Annotated in this window: 14 protein-coding genes; 7 read left to right on the top strand and 7 right to left on the bottom strand. The window is 72.5% G+C overall.

Going from position 1 to position 16,017, the window contains the following annotated elements; translation table 11 throughout:
- Position 1: 1 nt before the first annotated feature.
- The 5 genes from AB0K12_RS12180 to AB0K12_RS12160 all read right to left on the bottom strand — a co-directional run bounded on the left by AB0K12_RS12180 (position 2) and on the right by AB0K12_RS12160 (position 5,732).
- Positions 2-979 (bottom strand): ABC transporter permease, encoded by a 978-nt coding sequence (locus AB0K12_RS12180; RefSeq protein WP_364558866.1) that lies wholly within the window; start codon positions 977-979, stop codon positions 2-4.
- Positions 980-1,333: 354 nt separating this feature from the next.
- On the bottom strand, positions 1,334-2,314 hold the full coding sequence (locus tag AB0K12_RS12175; protein WP_364558863.1) for an aminoglycoside phosphotransferase family protein: 981 nt from the start codon (positions 2,312-2,314) through the stop codon (positions 1,334-1,336).
- Positions 2,315-2,322: 8 nt separating this feature from the next.
- Positions 2,323-3,702: a four-carbon acid sugar kinase family protein gene (locus AB0K12_RS12170; protein WP_364558861.1), complete on the bottom strand. Its 1,380-nt coding sequence runs from the start codon at positions 3,700-3,702 to the stop codon at positions 2,323-2,325.
- 139 nt (positions 3,703-3,841) lie between these two features.
- On the bottom strand, positions 3,842-5,089 hold the full coding sequence (locus tag AB0K12_RS12165; protein ID WP_364558858.1) for a RuBisCO large subunit C-terminal-like domain-containing protein: 1,248 nt from the start codon (positions 5,087-5,089) through the stop codon (positions 3,842-3,844).
- A complete protein-coding gene (locus AB0K12_RS12160) occupies positions 5,082-5,732 on the bottom strand; it encodes an aspartate/glutamate racemase family protein (protein WP_364558855.1) in 651 nt (216 codons plus the stop codon). The genes AB0K12_RS12165 and AB0K12_RS12160 overlap by 8 nt, the downstream gene beginning before the upstream one ends.
- Before the next feature lie 216 nt (positions 5,733-5,948).
- On the opposite strand from AB0K12_RS12160, the gene AB0K12_RS12155 reads away from it, so the two are divergent.
- The 6 genes from AB0K12_RS12155 to AB0K12_RS12130 are packed head-to-tail and all read left to right on the top strand — an operon-like array spanning position 5,949 to position 11,402.
- A complete protein-coding gene (locus AB0K12_RS12155) occupies positions 5,949-6,665 on the top strand; it encodes a FadR/GntR family transcriptional regulator (protein WP_355419037.1) in 717 nt (238 codons plus the stop codon).
- A 14-nt stretch (positions 6,666-6,679) separates the two neighbouring features.
- Complete coding sequence (locus tag AB0K12_RS12150; RefSeq protein WP_364558853.1) at positions 6,680-7,444, top strand: enoyl-CoA hydratase/isomerase family protein; 765 nt, start codon at positions 6,680-6,682, stop codon at positions 7,442-7,444.
- Position 7,445: 1 nt separating this feature from the next.
- Positions 7,446-8,636, top strand: coding sequence for a CoA transferase (locus AB0K12_RS12145; RefSeq protein ID WP_364558850.1), 1,191 nt, complete (start codon positions 7,446-7,448; stop codon positions 8,634-8,636).
- Positions 8,624-9,658 carry a hypothetical protein gene (locus tag AB0K12_RS12140; RefSeq protein WP_364558847.1) on the top strand — a complete coding sequence of 345 codons (1,035 nt, stop codon included), beginning with the start codon at positions 8,624-8,626 and terminating at the stop codon, positions 9,656-9,658. The genes AB0K12_RS12145 and AB0K12_RS12140 overlap by 13 nt, the downstream gene beginning before the upstream one ends.
- Positions 9,655-10,359 (top strand): SDR family oxidoreductase, encoded by a 705-nt coding sequence (locus AB0K12_RS12135; protein WP_364558844.1) that lies wholly within the window; start codon positions 9,655-9,657, stop codon positions 10,357-10,359. Before AB0K12_RS12140 ends, AB0K12_RS12135 begins: the two co-directional genes overlap by 4 nt.
- Positions 10,356-11,402, top strand: coding sequence for an aldose 1-epimerase family protein (locus AB0K12_RS12130; protein ID WP_364558840.1), 1,047 nt, complete (start codon positions 10,356-10,358; stop codon positions 11,400-11,402). Before AB0K12_RS12135 ends, AB0K12_RS12130 begins: the two co-directional genes overlap by 4 nt.
- Here AB0K12_RS12130 and AB0K12_RS12125 read toward each other — a convergent pair.
- Positions 11,399-12,286, bottom strand: coding sequence for an amidohydrolase family protein (locus tag AB0K12_RS12125; RefSeq protein ID WP_364558837.1), 888 nt, complete (start codon positions 12,284-12,286; stop codon positions 11,399-11,401). The genes AB0K12_RS12130 and AB0K12_RS12125 overlap by 4 nt on opposite strands.
- A gap of 202 nt (positions 12,287-12,488) precedes the next feature.
- On the opposite strand from AB0K12_RS12125, the gene AB0K12_RS12120 reads away from it, so the two are divergent.
- The gene (locus AB0K12_RS12120) at positions 12,489-14,903 is read left to right on the top strand and encodes a glycoside hydrolase family 95 protein (protein ID WP_364558835.1); all 2,415 of its coding nucleotides are present in this window, start codon (positions 12,489-12,491) and stop codon (positions 14,901-14,903) included.
- Here the strand turns inward: AB0K12_RS12120 and AB0K12_RS12115 are convergent.
- Entirely contained in the window at positions 14,879-15,988 is a 1,110-nt protein-coding gene (locus AB0K12_RS12115) for an FCD domain-containing protein (RefSeq protein WP_364558833.1), read from the bottom strand. The genes AB0K12_RS12120 and AB0K12_RS12115 overlap by 25 nt on opposite strands.
- Positions 15,989-16,017 lie beyond the last annotated feature (29 nt).

Raw genomic sequence — 16,017 nt, 5'->3', positions numbered from 1 at the left:
TCTAGCTCACCCGCACCCGTGGATCGAGGGCCGCCACCAGCAGGTCCGACAGGAACGACGCCGCGAGCACGCACACCGCGGCGAAGAAGGTCACCGCGGCCACCGAGTTCACGTCGTTCTGGTTGATCGAGTCGACCAGCCAGGCGCCCATGCCGTGCCAGGCGAAGATCTTCTCCGTGAACGTGGCGCCGGTGAACATCGTCCCGAACGCGAACGCGAAGTACGTCGCCGACGGGATCAGCGCCGTGCGCAGCGCGTGCTTGATGAGCGCCGTCCTGCGCCGCAGGCCCTTGGCCATCGCGGTGCGGACGAAGTCCTGGTTCAGCACGTCGAGCATCATGTTGCGCTGGATCCGGCTGTAGAACGCGATGGAGCCGAGGCTGAGGGAGATCGTCGGGAGGATGAGGTGGTTCAGCCGGTTGAGGAACTGGTCCCAGCCGGAGAGCCGGGGGTCGTACTCGCCGGTGTACTCGATCAGCGTGAACCCGAGCCCTCTGTTCAGGTTGTACGTCGCGATCGCCAGCAACGTGGCCAGCACGAACACCGGGATCGCCATGATGACGAAGGAACTGACCCCTATTAACCGATCACTGAGCCTGTACTGCTTGACCGCGGAGATCGCACCCAGCGCCACGCCCACCGCGAACCCCAGCAGGGTGCCGATGAGCAGGAGCCGGAGGCTGACCATGACCCGGCGGCCCATCTCGGAGTTGACCGAGCCGCCGTTCCAGGTCTTGCCGAAGTCTCCGGTGATGACGCCGGAGGCCCAGGTCGCGTAGCGCTCGAGCACGGGCGTCTTGTCGTTCAGGTTGTAGGCATCAAGTGTGGCGTCGATGGTCGCCTCGGGAACCGGGGGCTGCCGCCCCTCGTACGCCGCTCGCGGGTTCATGGTGGTGGCCGCGAGCATGTACGCCAAGCTTGCCGCGATAGCGACCAAGATCACATTTATCGCCAACCTGCGGAGCAGGTACTTGCCCATCACTCTCCGTTCGCGTTGATCGAGGGCGCGAACCCCTCGCGGAGCGACGCCTCCTCAACGGAAATCCCATCTCACATCGCGAAATTCACGTGACGCCAAGATGACTGATCACCGCGCAATATATAAGCAAAGCGATAACAGTCAGAATCGTGAAATATAACGGTCAGGTCACTCGCAATAGATCGTCCCAGCCTGCTCCGAGACCCGGAAAACAGGGGGCCACCTGCGGAAATGCGGCTGATCAGATGGCCGTTCCGGCGCCTCTCGCGGGGGCTTGTGTCACAGAATCCGGACATCAATTGACGGCCCTGATCGATGATCAACATCATATTCGGAGAGGCGGCGCTGTGAGCCTCAATCGATCTCCGCGAGCACGGCGGCCACGTCGTCGTAGGACCGCGCGACGCCGTCGCACTCCCCGTGACGGTGGCGCTCCAGCCGGACGGCGCCGAGATGGCGGATCTCGTAGATCAGCGAGCGCCAGGCCGCGGCGGGGCTCGGGTCCTGCTTCCCGTACGTCTCCCAGAACGCCAGCCGCTCGTCCTGCTTGGCGTTCGCCATCCTGATCGTCCAGTCGGCGGCCGGGTCGCCCCACCACGTACGGTCGAAGTCGAGCACCCCGGTCAGCGTGGGCTCGGGCGCCTTTTCGGCGATCATGGTGTTGACCGTCCACAGGTCGCCGGTGAGCAGGCGCGGCTCGGTGATCTCGTCGAGCACGTCACGCCGCTCCTCCGCCAGCGCGGCGGCCTTGCGCAGGTCGGCGGCGTGCAGGCCGGCGTCTTCCGCGTCCGCCGCCAGCTCGCGCAGGGCGCCGGCCACGGCCTCGCTCCACGTCCGGTACGCGGGCGCCGCCACCGGGCCGAATGCCGGGCCGCGCACGTCGTGGACCTTTCTGGTGATCTCCCCCATCTGCCTGAAGAAGCTCGTCCAGGTGGGGCGGGGGTAGCCGGGCAGGCCGTCGGGGGCGGGCACGCCGTCCAGGAGCGTCTGCACGAGGTAGTCGCGGCCGATCAGCTCGTGCGACCAGTCGGCGGCGATGATCCTGGGCATCAGCGGGGCGATCGGGGCGAGGTAGGGGGCGGTCGCGTACTCGTTGCGCATCAGCTCCCGCTCGGAGCGGGCCTGACGGGCGGGCTCCGGAGCGAACCGCATCACCACCGGCCGGTCCCGCCCCTCGATCGTCACCTTGTACGTGGTGTTGTACATGCCGAGCCCCAGCTCGACCGCTTCCACGGCGTCGCGGCCGAAGACCCGGCGGCTGATCTCCTGGAGGTGGGTGGCGGTCACGGGCTGCTGGAACGCCTGGGCGGGGCGCTCGATCGGCTGGAAGTGCATGCCGACCATCATCCCGCCCCGCGCCCACCGCCGAGGGCCGGAACGGAACCCTCGGCCGCCCGCAGAAAGAAGTCATCCGCCCCCACTTGGCCGCCCTTGAGCGCCACCTCCAGCCCATCGACCACCGGATCATCGGAGGAGAGCACGCACACGGGCCCACCCACCGCCAGGGATCCGGCCACGTCGAGCGCGTAGGCACCCAACGCCGCCACCACCTGCCCCGAGGTGTCACCCCCGGCCACCACCACCCGCCGCGTCCATCCACCCCGCACCGCGGCTACGGCCACCCGCCCCAGCGTTTCGCCGATGCCTTCCGGAGCACGAAGGGGCCCCAGGGTGGACTGCACAATGGTGTGCCGCCCCGCCCGCAACCTCTCCTCCACCGCTGAGAGCCCCTCAGCCACATCCACGACCTCCCACCCGGCTCGTGCAGCGACGGCGATCTGCCGCGCGGTAACGGGCGACCGGCTTCCAGAGACCACCAACACCGGCACCGCCACCCCCAGCACCGGCTGCCCGGCCGCCGGGCGAACGGGAGCGGGGTGGACCGGAGCCGGATGGGCGGGAGCTGACAGCGGCTCTGCGCCTCCCGGCGGCTGCCCGGCCGCTGCCGGGCTCTGTCCGACCGGTCGGGGCCCGTGTCCCATGGGCGCCCGCCGCTCTGCCGCCGCCCACGCCAGCGCCTGGCTCAGTCCCCCGGACCCCGCACACCACAGCACCCGCCCGGCGGGGAGAGGCTCCGAAGCCGAGGGGCGAATGGTGGAGAGGAGGAGGTGGCCGAGGGCGTGGAGGTGGGCGTCGGTGGTGGCGTCGGCGATGAAGGCGTCGTCGCCCCGGCGGGCGAGGTACTGCTCGGGCGTCGCGTCCGCCGGCAGCCGGCCGACCCGCCCAGCGCCCTGCTCGGTGAGCCGGACCCGCAGGTCCGCCTCAGTGGCGGGGGTGACCGGATGGTCGCGGGCCGGAGGGTAACGGTCGAGGCGGAGCACGTCATCGCCATAGCGGACGAAGTGGGTGGCGTACCAGGTGTAACGCCCGAACTCGGGCTGCGCGGCCAGCACCGGCACCGGCCCTTCAGCGAGCCCGGCGTGGTGCAGGGCCGCGATGACGGCCCCGATGCTGCCCCGCTCGGGCGAGGAGTCGAACGTCGAGCAGACCTTGTACTGCACCACCGCCGGCCCGACAGCCGCCACCGCCTCAAGCGCCGGCAGCGCGACCGCCACCGGATCCTCGGCGGCCCTCGCCGTGGTGGCGAGCCCGATGACGTCGGTGCGATCATGCAAGCGCCGCACATCGGTGACCAGCGACCCGCTCAGCCCGAAGCGCCTGAACTGCCACAAAGCGTCCGTAGCCCCGGTGAAGTCATCGGCAACAAACCCGAAAAGCGTCACGACACCACCCCTGATCGGAGGCTTCCGAAGGGGCGGGGCTGGGGCGACACGGTGGCCGCCCCAGAGGAGCGGGAAGCGGGCGCGAAGGTGGCGGGCCGCAGGGTGTGGGGCGGGAGGGTGCGCGTCTTCGACGGGTGGGTCATCGGGGGACCGCTCCGCCGAAGTGGGTCAGGGCGCGGGTCAGTTCGGGGGTGTCTGCTTGCTCCAGGGGGATGCCAGAGGTCGTCGCTGTCCAGGCTTGGCGGATGCTGGCCACTCCGGCCGCAGGGCCGTCGGGGTGACCGAGGATGCCGCCGCCGGCCAGGATCAGCAGGTCGTCCGTGCCCGTGCGGTCGAAGGTGACGGGGGCGGTGCCGGCCCATTGGGCGGAGGACAGGACGGGGAGGCAGGAGAAGCCGCTGAGCAGCGGGGTGCGGACGGCGGTGACCGTTGCGGCCACCTCGTCGTCGGTGACGTAGAACTTGCTGTGGAAGCCGCCGCAGTGCAGGTGGTCCACGCCGGCCAGGCGGGCCAGCTTCTGGTACGCCACGTACCCGATCCCCAGCCCGGGGTGCCGGGTGAGGGCGCCGATGCCGGTGACGTGGGCGTGGATGGGGACGCGGGCGTGCCGCCGCAGCATGGCGACGGCCGGGAGGCCGACGACGTTGAGATTGACCATCACGCAGGTCCCGCCCGCGGCCACCACCAGGTCATGGTTGCGCAGCATGCGGTCGGGCTCGTCGCTGATGTTGAAGGCGTACATGGGCCGCCGCCCCGTACGCCGTTCGACCTCGTCGAGCGCCCCGGTGACGGCCTTGACCCGCTGGGCGAGCGGCGCGGGCGGGCAGTCGGCGTTGACCTCGTCGTCCTTGATGAAATCGGCCCCTGCCAGCCCCAGCTCGCGCACGAGCGGCACGTAGTCGGCGGGCCGCAGCCCGACGTTGGGCTTGACGATGGTGCCGATGAGCACCCCGTCGGGCCGCCCGACGAGCCGCCTGGTGCCTTCGACGGCGTACGCGGCCGGCAGGTACGCCGTCCCGAACGCGGCGGGCAGCTCCAGGTCGACGAGCTTGAGCCCGGCCGCCTCGCGCAGCTCGTAGAGGTTGCCGGCGACGACGGGCAGCAGGTTCGTCAGCGAAGGCCCGGTGTTCTCCAGGGGAAACCCGATGCGGACGAGCGCCGCCCGCAGCGGCCCGTCACCGCGCGCCCCCGGCAGCGGCTCGGAGATCGGCGGCGGGACCTCGGTGAGGTCCAGCACGACGGCGCCGTGCCGGGCGCGCAGCTCGTCGGTCTCGCCGGCGACGCTGACGAACGTCCCGGTGCTCTGCTCGCCGGCGATCGCGCCGGCCGCCTGGTCGAGCGGCAGCCGGGTGACGACCTGGTAGGTGGCGACGGTCAGCTCACGCATGCAGCTCCTTCGCGAGGTGCTCCATGGCCAGGGGCGGGCTGGCCAGGATGGGCACGGGCGAGACGACGGCGTCCGCGACCCTGGCCATGGACGCCTGGGCGAGCACGATGACGTCCACCTCCCCGGCCAGCTCGGTGAGCGCGGCGGCGACGCGGGCGTCGTGGGTGGCGGCGTCGCCGCTCATCAGCGCCTCGAACGCGCCCTCGCACAGCCGGGCGGTGAGCGTGACGCCGGCTCCTGCCGCTTCGGCGCGGCGGCGTACGAGGCCGGCGGTGGGGTCGAGGGTGGTGGCGAGGGTGGCGATGACGCCGATCCTGCGCCCGATGGCGACGGCGCGGTCGGCCATGGGCCGGTCCACGCGGGTGACGGGCACGCCGGTCAGCGGCTCGGCGGCCTCGACGGCGGCGCCGATGGACGAGCAGGTGACCAGGATGCGGTCGGCGCCCGCCGACTCGGCGGAGGCGATGTGCCCGGCGACGCGGCGCGCGGTGCCGGGGGTGAGGCGCCCGGCGGTGACGGTGTTCTTGATCAGGCTGTCGTCGACGATGTTGAACGTCTCGATGCCCGGCAGGTGCCGCGCGCACAGGTCGGCGAAGACCGGCACGAGCGTGGCCGAGGTGTGGATGAGTCCCAGGGTCGTCATGGCCGCTCCCTCGCGAACGGAGGTGGGGGTGGGTCGAAGTCGGCAAATGTCAGCAGATGTCCGGAAGATGTCGGTCGGCGCCTCACGGCGAGCTACCAGCCTCACGGCAAGCTACTACCGGACCGCGGCCCTGTGAAGACTTCATCAGATGAAACTCGAACTTCATCTGATGAAGGGTCTAGGAATTCGGCCGCGCTCGGGATAGCGTGCGGGTCCGTGGCTACTGATCCCCGCAGTGACGCGGCCCGGCACGTCCAGGTCGTACGCGCGCTCGGCGCCCGCATCGTCAACGGCGAGCTGGCGCCGGGCACCTCCATCCCCATCGAGGAGGAGCTGGTCGGCGAGCTGGGCGTGGGCCGCTCGGCGGTGCGCGAGGGCGTGAAGGTGCTGGCCGGCAAGGGCCTGCTGGAGACCAGGAGGAGCGCGGGCACGATCGTGCGGCCCCGCGAGTCGTGGAGCCTGCTCGACGCCGACGTGCTGAGCTGGCGCTTCGAGCCCGAGCCGCGCCCCGAGGACATCCGGGTGCTGGCCGACCTGCGGGTCGCGCTGGAGCCCGGCGCCGCGAGGGTGGCGGCCGAGCGGGCCGACGCGGCGGCGTTGCGCCGCATCGACGAGGCCCTGGCCGCGCTGTACGCCACGGCCGATGACCCCGAGCCGTTCATCGAGGCCGACCTGGCCTTCCACCAGGCGGTGTTCGCCGCCGCCGACAACGACCTGCTGCTCTACCTCTACGACATGATTAGCATCGCCCTGCGGTCCGTGCGCCAGGTGCACACCCGCTCGGTGGCGCACAACAAGGAAACGCTGCCGAACCACGAGCGCGTGGCCCAGGCCATCAGGCGCCGCCACCACCGCAAGGCCGAGGAGGCCATGCGCACGGTGGTCGAGGTGGCCCGCGCCGACGCCGAACAGCACGTACGTCTCTGCTGCTAGAAAAGAGCCTCCCCTTGGACGTCCTCATCGACGTCGACGGCCCGGTGGCCGTCGTCACCCTCAACCGACCCGCCAAGCTCAACGCCATCACCCCCGACATGGCCGCCGCGCTGCGCGCCTGCCTGACCAGGGTGGACGCCGACCCGCAGATCAGGGTGGCCGTCCTGACAGGCGCGGGCGAGCGCTCGTTCTGCGTCGGCAGCGACATCCGCGAGCTGGACGAGTACGCGACGCCGTGGGAGTTCCGCAACCGCGGCGACTACGGCGACGCGGTCCGGGCGCTGCGCAAGCCGATCATCGCGGCGATCAACGGTTACGCCTACGGCGGCGGCCTGGAGCTGGCGCTGGCCTGCGACATCCGGCTGGCGTCCGAGACGGCGACGTTCGCCGCGCCGGAGATCAAGCTCGGCTGGATCGGCGGCAGCGGCCAGTCGGCGCTGCTGGCGCACGCGGTGGGCCCGAGCAACGCGGCCACGATGCTGCTGACCGGCGACCCGATCGACGCCACCCGCGCGCTGTCGTGGGGCCTGGTCACCGAGGTGTACCCGCCCGGGGCGCTGGCCGCGGCGGCCAAGGAGCTGGCCGCCACCATCGCCGGGCGCCCGCCGATCGCCGCGCAGACCGCCAAGGCCAACCTGGGCGCCGCCTACTCGATGCCGCTCGACCAGGCCATCAGGTACGAGCGCGACCTGCAGACCGTCTGCTTCGCCACGGCCGACGCCGCCGAGGGCAGGGCCGCGTTCGCCGCCCGCCGCGCGCCCGTCTTCGAGGGACGCTGACGTGGGCGTGCTCGACGGCTACCGGGTGATCGACCTGTCCATCGCGATGGCGGGGCCGCTGGCCGCGATGCGGCTCGGCGACCTCGGCGCCGACGTGGTCAAGGTGGAGCCGGTCACGGGCGAGTGGCAGCGCCACGCCCCGGCGGGCGGCGCGACCGGCACCAAGGTCAACGCCTCGTTCCTGTCGCTCAACCGCAACAAGCGCAGCCTCGCGGTGAACCTCAAGTCCGAGGCGGGCCGTGAGATCGTGCACCGGCTGGCCGCGACGGCCGACGTGTTCCTGCAGAACTACCGGCCGGGCGTGGCCGAGCGGCTCGGCATGGACCACGACACGATCAGCGGGCTCAACCCGTCCATCGTGTACGTCTCCATGTCCGGCTACGGCGAGACCGGGCCCTATGCCGCCCGCCCAGGCCAGGACCTGCTGCTCCAGGCCATGAGCGGGGCCATGCTGAGCACGGGCAGGGAGGGCGACCCGCCGGCGCCCGCGGGCTCGTACGCGATCGACGCCATCACCGCCTACAGCGCCTTCGAGGGCGCGCTGGCCGCGCTGCTGCACCGCGAGCGGACCGGCGAGGGCCAGCGGGTGAGCGTGAACATGCTGGACGCGGCGGTCGCCGTGCAGATGCAGGAGCTGTCGATCTTCACGGTCGGCAAGGTGCCGCAGCGGCGCGGCCGCGAGCCGCACGGCCACACCTACATCAGGGCCCCGTACGGCGTCTTCGCCACGAAGGACGGCCACGTCGCGCTCGGCATGCCCAGGCTCGACGGCCTGGCCGTGGCGCTGGACCTGCCGGAGCTGGCCGCGATGGACGGCGACGCCGACGGCCACACCAGGCGCGACGAGATCACCGCGCTGGTGGCGTCCCGGCTGCCTGAGCGCACGACGGCGGAGTGGCTGGAGATCTTCGCCCGCCACGACCTGTGGGCCGGCCCGGTCTACGGCTACGCCGACCTGGTCGCCGACCCGCAGGTGGAGCACAACGGCTCGTTCGTCACCTACGAGCACCGCACCGAGGGCACGGTCACCACGCCCGGCTTCCCCTACGGCCTCAGCGCCGCCCCACCGGAGGTGCGCAGGGGCGCGCCGCTGGTGGGCGAGCACACCAGGGAGCTGCTCGCGGAGCTCGGCTACCCGGCCGAGCGCATCGCCGAGCTGGTGGCGGAGGGCGTGCTGGCATGCGAGGACTGACCTGGGACCATCCGCGCGGGTACGCGCCGCTGGAGCGGCTGACCCGGCTCGACCAGGCGGGCGAGCACCCGTACGGGCGGGTGCCCGAGCCGATCAGGTGGGACCGGCAGCCCTTGGAGGGCTTCGAGTCGGAGCCGATCGCGACGCTGGCCGAGACGTACGACGTGCTGGTGATCGACCATCCCGGGCTGGGCGCGGCGGTGGACGCGCTGGTGCCGATGGAGGAGCTGTTCGCCCCTGGGGAGCTGGCCGGGCTGCGGTTCGCGGGCCGGTCCTGGGAGAGCTACCGGCTGGACGGCCGCCAGTGGGCGCTGCCGCTGGACGCCGCGGCCCAGGTGGCCGCCGCCCGGCAGGGCCTGCGGGTGCCGGGCACCTGGCCGGAGGTGGCCGCGCGGGCGCGGGGCGCGCGGATGGCGCTGTGTCTCGGCGGGCCGCACGCGTTCCTCATGTTCTGCGCGCTGACCGGCGGCGACTTCCTGGACGCGGCGGCCGGCGAGCGGGCGCTGGAGCTGATGGCCGAGCTGCTGGCGCACGCGAACCGCGAGGTGTCGCTGCTCAACCCGATCGGCGTGCTGGACGCGATCGCGGCGGGCCGGATCGACTGGTGTCCCCTGCTGTACGGCTACGTCACGTACCCGCTGGCCTTCTCCGACGCGCCCGCCTGGCCCGGCGGGCCGCCCGGCAGCGTGCTGGGCGGCACCGGCCTCGCGGTCTCGCGCCGCGCCGCCGGCAGGCGCGAGTCGGTGCGGACGCACCTGCTGCGGCTGACGTCGGAGCCGGTGCAGGCCGGGCTGTTCCCCGCCACCGGCGGGCAGCCGGCCGCGCACTCCGTCTGGGAGAACGGCGACGGCTTCTACCGCGACACCCGCGCGACCCTGGAGGCCGCCTGGATCAGGCCGCGCTTCCCCGGCTACATCGAGCGGCAGCGGCGCTCGTCCGCGATCGTCCGCGACGGGCTGCTGGCCGGGACACCGCCCCGGCGCCTGCTCAAGGACCTGCACGAGGAATGGAGGACCACATGACCACGGCGCTCGTCACGGGAGCCGCCGGCGCGCTCGGCGGCGCGATCGTGCGCCGCCTGACCGCCGACGGCCACCGGGTGGCGGCACTCGACGTCGACGCGGGCGGCCTGACCGGCGCGCTCAACCTGAAGACCGACCTGCGCGACCCGGCCGCGATCGAGGCCGCCTTCGCCGAGACGGCCGAGCGGCTCGGCCCGGTCGGCATCCTGGTCAACAACGCCGCCGTCTACCCGGCCAGGCCGTTCCTCGAGGTGCCGCCCGCCGAGTACGACGAGGTGGTGGCGGTCAACCAGCGCGCCTACTGGCTGTGCGCGCAGCACGCCGCCCGGCAGATGCTCGATCTCGGCGGCGGCGCGATCATCAACGTCGCCTCGATCACCATGCACGGCGGCTGGCCCGACCTGGCCGCGTACGTCTCGACCAAGGGCGCGGCGGCGGCGCTCACCCGGGCGCTGGCCCGCGAGCTGGGCCCGCGCGAGATCAGGGTCAACTGCGTCTCGCCCGGCGCGTTCCCGACGGCGGCCGAGGAGATCCACGAGGACCTGGAGGCGTACAACCGCATGGTGCTGGAGCGGCAGGCGCTGCAGCGGCGCGGCACGCCGGACGAGCTGGCCGCCGTGGTGTCGTTCCTGACCGGCCCCGACGCCTCCTTCGTCACGGGCCAGACCATCGAAGTCAACGGAGGGTGGGTGATGGCATGATGCCGAACCGCGGCCGGCTGGCCGAGCTGACGGGCGATCCGAGCGCGGCCGGCGGGGTCCGGCTGGTGACGCTGGGCGACGGGGTCGAGCGCGGCATCAGGACGCTGGAGTTCCGCACCGGCTCTGGGCTGGCGTTCGACGTGCTGGTGGACCGGTGCATGGACATCGGGCACGCCGAGCACGCCGGGCGCGCCTTCGGCTGGCGCTCACCCACCGGCTTCCGGCACCCGGGGCTGCACGAGAACAACGATGAGGACGGGCTGTCGTGGCTGCGCTCGTTCTCGGGGCTGATCGTGACGGCCGGGCTCGACCACACGCTGTTCGGCGGCGACGTGCCGGCCGAGGGCTACCGGTATCCGCCGCGCGCGTCCGTACGGCACGGGCTGCACGGCCGGGCCGGGAACCTGCCCGCGCGGCTGACCGGCTACGGCGAGCGGTGGGACGGCGAGCGCTGCGTGCTGTGGGCGGAGGGCGAGATGCGGCAGGCGGCGGTCTTCGCCGAGAACCTGCGGCTGGTCCGCCGGATCGAGGCCGACCTGGGCGGCGACGAGATCCGGCTGACCGACACGGTGACGAACGCCGGGTTCGAGCCGACGCCGCACATGTACCTGTACCACATCAATCTGGGCTGGCCGCTGCTCGACGAGGGCGCCAGGCTGGAGGCCGACGTCCGCGAGACGCTGTGGCAGAGCGACAGCGTCGCCGAGCAGAAGGCCGACCACGTCGTCTTCCCCGGGCCGACGCCGGGGTTCGTGGAGCAGGTGTACGAGCACGCGCTCGTGCCGAGGCCCGACGGGCTGCACCGGGTGGCCGTGGTCAACGACCGGATCGGCATGCGGGTGGCCGTCGAGTGGCGGGCGGCGGAGTTCCCGTACTTCTTCGAGTGGCTGAACCTGCGCTCGGGCAACTACGCGGTCGGTCTGGAACCCTCCACCCACCACGTGGCGGGCGACGCGGCGGCCCGCCAGGACGGCAGCATGATCTGGCTGGGCCCGCAGGAGTCGCGCGGCTACCACACGACGTTCAGGGTGGAGGCCGTCTAGATCCGGTACGCGCGGCGGGCGGTCCCGGCGAAGACGGCGGCCCGCTCGTCCTCCGACAGGCCGGCGCACAGCTCGTCGGCGGCCGCCACGACCTGGTCGTAGCGGGCGGCGAGCAGGCAGACCGGCCAGTCGGAGCCGAACATCACCCGCTCGGGCCCGAACGCCTCCAGCACGGTCTCGGCGTACGGCCGCAGGTCGGACACCCGCCAGGACGTGCGGCCGGCCCCGATGTCGGCCTCGGTGTCGGCCTCGGTGTCGGCCTCGGTGTCGGCCTCGGTGTCGGCCTCGGTGACCATGCCGGACAGCTTGCAGAAGACGTTCGGGTACGCGGCCAGCTCCCTGATGTGGCCGCGCCACGGCTCCAGCTCGCCGCTCGCGATCGGCGGCTTGGACAGGTGGTCGAGCACGAACGTCAGCTGGGGCAGCGCGGCCACCGTCCTGATCGCGGAAGGGAGCTGGTGCGGCAGCGTGAGCAGGTCGTAGGCGAGCCCGGCGGCGGCCACGTCGGCCAGCCCGCGGCGCACGCCTGGCCGGTCGAGCCAGGCCGGGTCGGGCTCGGACTGCACGCCGTGGCGCACGCCCACGAGGCCTGGCGGCAGCGCGGCCAGCGTGTCGGCGACGCCCGGCGCGGTGAGGTCGATCCATCCGACCACGCCGGCGACCAGCTCGGACGCGGCTGCCAGCGCGAGGAAGTCGCGGGTCTCGTCGAGGTCGGGCAGCACCTGCACGAGCACCGTGCGCGTCACGCCGGCCGCCGCGGCGTGCCCGGCGAGGTCGTCCAGCGTGTACGTGCGCCGCACCGGCGCCATCGGCTCGGGGTCGAGCCAGGCGTGCGGGCGGGCCGCCAGGTCCCAGACGTGGTGGTGGGCGTCGATACGGCTCACGGCTTTCCTCCGATGTTTCAACGAAATTACGCCGGGTCTGGACAGATATCGGCAGTGTGACGTAAAGATACATCCCATGTATAGGGCGTTTCCGCCCTTGGCTCGTGCTCACGGCAGTGCGCACCCGGCACTGACCCCGGGGCAGCCGGCTCGTCTCCCCCGGGCGAGCGTCCATCCCCCACCCCACCGAACAGGAGCAACCGTGACCAACGACGGCTACACCCGCCGAGGCGTGCTCGCGACCGGTCTGACGGCCGCCGCCGGATCCCTGCTCGTGAACGGCGTCGCGGCCGGCCCCGCCTGGGCCGCCGCCGGCGACGACGCCCTGACCCTCTGGTACACCCGCCCGGCCGCCCAGTGGCTGGAGGCGCTGCCCGTCGGCTGCGGCCGGCTGGGCGCGATGGTCTTCGGCGGCGTGGCCACAGAACGGCTCCAGCTCAACGAGGACAGCATCTGGGCCGGCGGCCCGCACACCTACGACAACCCCGAGGCGCTGGCCGCGCTCCCCCAGATCCGGCAGTGGGTGTGGGAGGACAAGTGGAAGGCGGCCCAGAACCTGGCCGACCAGAAGTTCCTCGGGCAGCCCAGCGAGCAGGCGCCGTACCAGGTGCTCGGCGACCTGACGCTGACCTTCCCCGGCTCCGAGGAGTTCACGGACTACCGCCGCGAGCTGGACCTGACCACCGCCGTCACCTCCGTGAGCTTCGTGCGCGACGGCGTGCGGCACACCCGCGAGGTCTTCGCCAGCAACCCCGACCAGGTCATCGTGGTCCGGCTCAGCGCCGACAAGCCGGGCTCGGTGACGTTCCATGCCGCCTTCTCCAGCCCGCAGGACGTCACCTCGTCGGCGGCCGGGCGCGACACGATCGCGCTCGACGGCGTCAGCGGCGACACCCAGGGCCTGAAGGGCGAGGTGCGCTTCCGCGCGCTGGCCAAGGCGGAGGCCGAGCGGGGCAGCGTACGCACCGAGGGCGGCACGCTGTCGGTCGAGGGCGCCGACGAGGTCACCCTGCTCATCTCCATGGGCTCCAGCTACCGCAGCTACCGGGACGTCGGTGGTGACCCCGCCGAGGTGGCCGGGCGGCATCTCAAGCGGGCGAGCGGGCAGCCGTACGAGGTGCTGCGGCGCAGGCACGTACGCGACTACCAGGAGTTGTTCGGCCGCGTGTCGATCGACCTCGGCACGTCCGGCGCGGCCGCGCTGCCGACCGACGAGCGCATCGCCCGCCGGCAGCTCGACACCGACCCGCAGCTCGCCGCGCTCTACTTCCAGTACGGCCGCTACCTGCTCATCTCCTCCTCCCGCTCCCCCGGCCACGCGGCGAACCTCCAGGGCGTCTGGAACGACTCGCTGACCCCAGCCTGGGAGTCGAAGTACACGATCAACATCAACCTGGAGATGAACTACTGGCCGGCCGCGCCGGGCAACCTCATCGAGTGCATGGACCCGCTCTTCGACCTCATCAAGGACCTGTCGGAGACGGGCGCGAAGACCGCGAAGACGCAGTACGGCGCCAAGGGCTGGGTAGCGCACCACAACACCGACGGCTGGCGCGGCACCGCGCCGGTGGACTTCGCCTTCTACGGCATCTGGCCGACCGGCGGCGCCTGGCTCTGCCTGACCCTGTGGGAGCACTACCTCTACACCGGTGACGAGCGGCGGCTGCGCGAGCACTTCCCGCTGATCAAGGGCTCGGTGGAGTTCTTCCTCGACACGCTGCAGACCGACCCCAGGTCCGGCTACCTGGTCACGAACCCGTCGCACTCCCCCGAGGTCGGCCACCACGAGGACGACGACGAGAACGTCAGCATCTGCGCGGGCCCGACCATGGACATGCAGATCCTGCGCGAGCTGTTCGGGGCCTTCGCCGAGGCGTCGGAGGTGCTCGGGGCCGAGCCCGAGCTGGCGGCCAAGGCGTCGGAGGCGCGCGGGCGGCTCGTCCCCAACCAGGTCGGGCATCTCGGGCAGATCCAGGAGTGGCAGGAGGACTACCGGGGCGACGCGGCGCTGTCGCGCAGCCGGCACATCTCCCACCTGTGGGGGCTGTTCCCCGCGCACCAGATCGACCCCAGGCTCTCGCCGGAGCTGGCCCGGGCCGCGCGGCGGACGCTGGAGCTGCGCGGCGAGGCCGGCGCCGGGTGGTCGCTGGCCTGGAAGATCAACTTCTGGGCGCGGCTGCTGGACTCCGTCGAGGCGTACAAGCGGCTGTCGAACCTGCTGGTGCCCGCGCGGACCGCGCCCAACATGTTCGACCTGCACCCGCCGTTCCAGATCGACGGGAACTTCGGCGGCACCTCGGGGATCACCGAGATGCTGCTGCAGAGCCACGCCGGCCAGGTGCACCTGCTGCCCGCCCTGCCCGCCGCCTGGCCGGCCGGGTCCTACCGGGGGCTGCGGGCCCGTGGCGGGTTCGAGGTGGACGTGGAGTGGGCCTCCGGCGCGCTGCGGCGCGGCAGGATCAGGTCGGACCTCGGTCGGCGGCTGACGCTGCGCACGGCGGGGCCCGTGACGGTCACCGAGCACGGCCGGCCGGTCAAGGCCGGGCGGCCGGAGCCGGGCGTGATCGTGCTGGACACCCGCCGCGGCGCCACCTACGAGGTCACCCCGTCCGCCTGAACCATCACGGTGTCTCCCGCGCTCGCCGCGTTCTTGGGGCGGGTGCGGGAGGCCTCGCCGCGGGCGTGGGCGGCGAAGAGCCGGGCGGCCTCCTCGGGGTCGCCCGCGGCCAGCGCCGCGACCAGGTCGTCGTGGTGGCCGGCCATCGCGCCCCAGTCGCCGTCGTAGAGCGGGTTGCCCACGACGTGCAGGCTCCACAAATTCGACTCGATCGTCCGCCACAGCCGCAGCAGGAAGGAGTTTCCGCAGGCCGCGCAGACCCGGCGGTGGAAGGCGAGGTCGGCGTCGCGGAAGGCGCCGATGTCGCCGTCGCGTGCCGCCTTGCGCATGGCCAGCACGTCGGCCGAGAGCTGGCGCAGCGTCTCGGGCTGGATGCGGGCAGCCGCACCTCGTGCGGCATACTCCTCCAGCAACACCCTGATGTCGCGAACCTCCCGGGCCTGCTCGTCCGAGATCTCGGCGACGTAGCTGCCCCGGTTCGGATAGGAGATGACCAGGCCCTCGTGCGCCAACCGCTTGATCGCCTCACGTGCCGGCGCCTGGCTGGTGCCGACCCGGCGGGCGATCTCGGCTTCCACCAGGCGCTGCCCGGCCGTCAGCTCGCCGGAGACGATCCAGCCGCGCAGCAGCGCGTAGACGCGGTCGGACAGCAGCTCTCTGGGCAGCAGGCGGGCGGCGGGCGGCGCGATCTGCTGCTCCTGCCAGATGCGCGCCACCGTGGACTGCGAGAGGCCGAGCTGGGCGGCCATCGTCCTGGTGGACGGCACGGCGGCGCCGTCGGCCGCGGCGGCGATGACCCGCTCGGCCTCCTGCCGCTCGGGGCTGCGCGGGCGGCCCGGCCTGGGCGCGTCGTCGAGCCCGTCGATGCCTCGCTCGACGAAGCGGGCCCGCCACTTGGCGACCGTGGCGGGGCTCACCCCGAGCCTGCTCGCGATCTCCTTGCGGGGCAGCCCCTCGGCACAGGCCAGGACGATGCGGCTGCGCAGCGCCGTCCCCTTGGCCGGCTCGCGTGCGGCCCACTCTCGCAGCGTGGCGAGCTCCTCGTCGCCCACCACCAGCCGCTTGTCGTCATCGGGTGCGTTCACGGGCCAACTTTAACGTACTTATGACTCAG

The organism is Nonomuraea sp. NPDC049419 (genome assembly GCF_040676995.1).
Lineage (GTDB): Bacteria > Actinomycetota > Actinomycetes > Streptosporangiales > Streptosporangiaceae > Nonomuraea > Nonomuraea salmonea.
The sequence above is the reverse complement of the archived record's forward strand: the minus strand, read 5'-3'. Positions and strand labels throughout refer to the sequence as shown.